Annotated in this window: 4 protein-coding genes; 1 reads left to right on the plus strand and 3 read right to left on the minus strand. The window is 76.3% G+C overall.

The window, feature by feature from the left end:
• Positions 1-171 (minus strand): SseB family protein (locus GWI24_RS45965; RefSeq protein WP_308344273.1); only part of this gene is annotated, 171 nt, incomplete at its 3' end.
• Between the two features lie 77 nt (positions 172-248).
• Here GWI24_RS45965 and GWI24_RS42185 point away from each other — a divergent pair.
• Positions 249-1,022 (plus strand): serine hydrolase, encoded by a 774-nt coding sequence (locus GWI24_RS42185; RefSeq protein WP_210951311.1) that lies wholly within the window; start codon positions 249-251, stop codon positions 1,020-1,022.
• 324 nt (positions 1,023-1,346) lie between these two features.
• Here GWI24_RS42185 and mycP read toward each other — a convergent pair whose 3' ends face one another.
• Together mycP and GWI24_RS42195 are read right to left on the minus strand one after the other, a co-directional pair.
• Positions 1,347-2,564, minus strand: a complete 1,218-nt coding sequence (gene mycP / locus GWI24_RS42190; protein WP_210951312.1) for a type VII secretion-associated serine protease mycosin — start codon at positions 2,562-2,564, stop codon at positions 1,347-1,349.
• Positions 2,561-3,406, minus strand: a complete 846-nt coding sequence (locus GWI24_RS42195; protein ID WP_308344274.1) for a hypothetical protein — start codon at positions 3,404-3,406, stop codon at positions 2,561-2,563. The genes mycP and GWI24_RS42195 overlap by 4 nt, the downstream gene beginning before the upstream one ends.
• Between the last annotated feature and the right edge of the window lie 75 nt (positions 3,407-3,481).

Consider the following 3,481-nt stretch of genomic DNA (forward strand, 5'->3'; position numbering starts at 1 on the left):
GCCGAGGATCGCCACCACGGGGACGAGCAGGCGGGCGTCGGTGAGCGCGGCGAGCACCTCCGGTTCGGCCGAGCGGTCATCGGCCCAGGCGGCGAGCGCCGCGGTCAGCCGGGGGTCGGCGGAGCCGTCGTCGCCGGAGAAGCCGGGGTCGGGAATGTTCTTGAGCGCCACGCCATGAGGGTATCGACAGCGATGAGACCGAGATCCCCCGCACCCCCACCCGGGGCAGGGGCAGTGAAGGAGACGGCGTGGAACGCGTGGACGACGGCGGCCCGGCCCCGTCCGCCCTGTCCGGTGCGGGCGGGCTGACCGGGGCGCTCGCCGACGCGCTCGCGCCCCTGGCCGCGGACTTCTCGGTCGCCGTCCTGGAGCCCGGGTCGGGAACGAGCGGGGCCCATGGCGACGGCTCGTACGCCACGGCGAGCGTCATCAAGGTCGGCATCCTCGCGGCGCTGCTGCTCGGGGCACAGGACGAGGGGCGGCGGCTGACCGCTCAGGAGCGCTCGTACGCCACCGTGATGATCGAGCGGAGCGACAACGACGCGGCGACGGCGCTGTGGCAGACGATCGGCGGGGCGAACGGCCTCGAGACCGCGCTGGGCCGGCTCGGGCTGACCGATACGCACGCCGACGACCGCGGACGCTGGGGGCTGACGCACACCACCGCGTCCGATCAGCTGACCCTGCTGCGCGCGGTCTTCCTGGACGGCTCCCCGCTGAGCGCGCGGTCGCAGGCGTATCCACGGACGCTGATGGGCCGCGTCACCGCCGGTCAGACCTGGGGCATCTCGTCCGCCGCGGACGGCACCGGCGCGGGAACGCGGCTCAAGAACGGCTGGATGCCCCGCGACGCCACCGGCCTGTGGGTCGTCAACAGCATCGGCGAGGTGACGGCGAACGGCCGGCCCTATCTGATCGCGGTGCTCTCCGAGGGCAATGCCGACCGGGAGGGCGGAGTGGCCCTGGTGGAAGAGGTGGCACGGACGGCCGTGGCGACGACCGCCGCATACGGGTCGCGGTAAGCGGCCTGCTCCGGAACGGCCCCCAGCCGACGACCGCCGCCGGGCCTTCAGCGCGCAGGCTCCCCGCGAGCAGCGCGCCCGAACCCGACAACCGCCGAGGGGCCCTGGCCCGGCGCGCCCAGGGCACCGGCGAGCGGCCCGACCAGCGCGCCGCCCCGACAACCGCAGCCGTGCTTCAGCCCGTACGGATGCCCACGACCAGGCGCGCACACCGGGCCCGAGCCCACGACTCGGCGGCCGGGCGCCGCTCAGGGCCGACGGAACCCCGTCAGCGGCGCACCCAACAGCGGGCCGCCGCCGATCATCGCGGCCGCCGGGCGCCGCTCAGCGCGTACGCACCCCTGTCAGCAGCGCCCGCAGCCGCGGGGGCACCCGCAAGGGGCCCGAGCCGCGCCACAGGGATATCGCGGCGATGACCAGGGCCGTGCCGGCGAGGCCGGCGAGGAGGGCCATCTGGTTGGGGCCGGAGTCGTCGTGGGCGCCCTGGGTGTGGCCGGGGCCGTTGCCGAAGTAGCGGTTCGGGGAGACGGCCGCGGCGGGGCGCTGGGCCTCGGGCTTCAGCTTGTCGCCCGCGGTGATCGCGGCCGCCGGGTTCACCAGGCCCGCGCCGAGGTCGTCGCTGCGGCCGCCCTCGGGGACGTCCTGGGCGGTCCGGGTGAGGAGCCCGCGGATCTGGCGCGGGCTCAGGTCGGGGTGGGCGGCGCGGACGAGGGCGACGGAGCCGGAGACGAAGGCGGCGGCCGCGCTGGTGCCCCAGCCCTCGTAGTAGCGCTTGTCGGGGTCGGCGATGACCACGTCGACGCCGGGTGCGCAGACGGTGGCGTACCAGCGGCGGGTGGAGAAGGCGGCGCGGGAGCCGTAGCGGTCCACGGCGGTCACGGCGATGACCCCGGGGTAGGCGGCCGGGTAGGAGACCCGGTCGCCCTTCTCGCCGCCGTTGCCCGCGGAGGCGACCACGACCGCGCCCTTGCGCAGCGCGTACTGCACGGCGGCGTCCTCGGCGGCCTCGGGGTGGGCGGAGGCGCTGTCGTCGCCCAGCGAGAGGTTGATGACGTCGGCGCCGTGGTCGGCCGCCCAGCGGATACCGGCGGCGAGCGCGCCGCCACGGGTCGAGCGGGCCTTCTTACGGTCGGGATCGGAGTCCTCGAGGATCACCCGCACCGGCAGGATCCGCGCCTTCGGGGCGACACCCAGGACGCCCTCGCCGCCGGACGCGCCGTGGCCGTGCCCGGCGATGATCCCGGCCATGGCGGTGCCGTGGCGGGCCCAGGCGCGCTCGCCGCGCCGGGCGCCGAAGCCGATGAGGTCCTTCCCCGGCAGCACCTGGCCTTCGAGGTCGGGATGGCCGTCGTCGACGCCGGTGTCGAGGACGGCGACGGTGATCCCGGAGCCCTTGGTGGTCTGCCATGCCTCGCGGACGTGGAGGGTGTCCAGCGCCCACTCCTGGGCCTGTATGCCGTCGGCGTATCCGGGCGCGGCGGGCACCAGGGTCAGCCCGGCGGCGGCGAGGGCCACGGCGAGGCGCCGCCCGATCCTGGTCATGACGTGGTCTCCGTGAATGTGGCCAGGGCCCGGCGGAATCCGGCCTCGATCGCGTCGGCGATGGCCCGGGCGTCGTTGCCGAGGCCGGACTGCGCGGGGGCCGAGGTGGCTCCGCGCTGGGTCGCCTCGCCCGCCGACTGCGGGTCGGTGACCTCACGGCCGTCGGCGAAGCCGGTGACGGTGTAGATGACGGCGGGGGCGTCGGTGAGGATCCGGATCCGCCAGCTGGCGCGCTGGTCGTCGCCGAAACCGGCCGCGGCGGTGCCCTTGGCGGCGTACGTGCGGGGCATCAGATCGGTGCGCTCGTCCAGCTTCTCGGTGACGAAGCGCTGCCGCAGCGCCCGCATCCCGGTGGGGCCGGAGGTGGTGATCAGCACTCCGACGGTGGTGACGCTGGTGCTGGTGGCGTCGGTGTAGGTGGCCCGCACCAGCCGTTTGCAGCCCACCGGGGCCAGCGCCTTGGCGAGCAGCGGATCGAATCCCCCGCCGCAGCTGCTGTCGGGGGCCACGGCTATCCGGGTCCAGACGCGGTCGGCGCCGCCGGGGCCCTCGCCCTTGCCGCGCAGGGTGCGCGGGAAGAGGTCGTCCACGGGGATGCTGTGCCAGGCGGAGCGGGCGTGGGCGTAGGTGTCGGCGGTGGACGGCGGGGCGCCGGGGTCGTCGCCCAGCCAGCTTCCGGCCGCCGCCCCGCCGAGCAGCCCGAGCCCGAGGACGAGACTCGCGGCGGCGGCCGCCGTACGGCTGGGCGGACGGCGCCGGCCGCCCGGCCCGCCGGCCGCGAAGAGCCCGCCGGTGCGCGGTGGTGCGGAGGGGCGCGGCGGTGTCGAGGGCTGCGGGGGCACCCGGGTGCCGGACGCCCCGGCGGTGCCTCTGGAGAACGGGGTCTTCGCCCGTACGCCGAGGACGGGGGTCTCCGG

The organism is Streptomyces sp. MK37H, assembly GCF_018035285.1.
Taxonomy (GTDB): Bacteria; Actinomycetota; Actinomycetes; order Streptomycetales; family Streptomycetaceae; genus Streptomyces; species Streptomyces endocoffeicus.

Bases quoted from the DNA above. Each gene is read 5' to 3' on its own strand.
- mycP (WP_210951312.1), bottom strand. From the start codon at position 2,564: ATGACCAGGATCGGGCGGCGCCTCGCCGTGGCCCTCGCCGCCGCCGGG.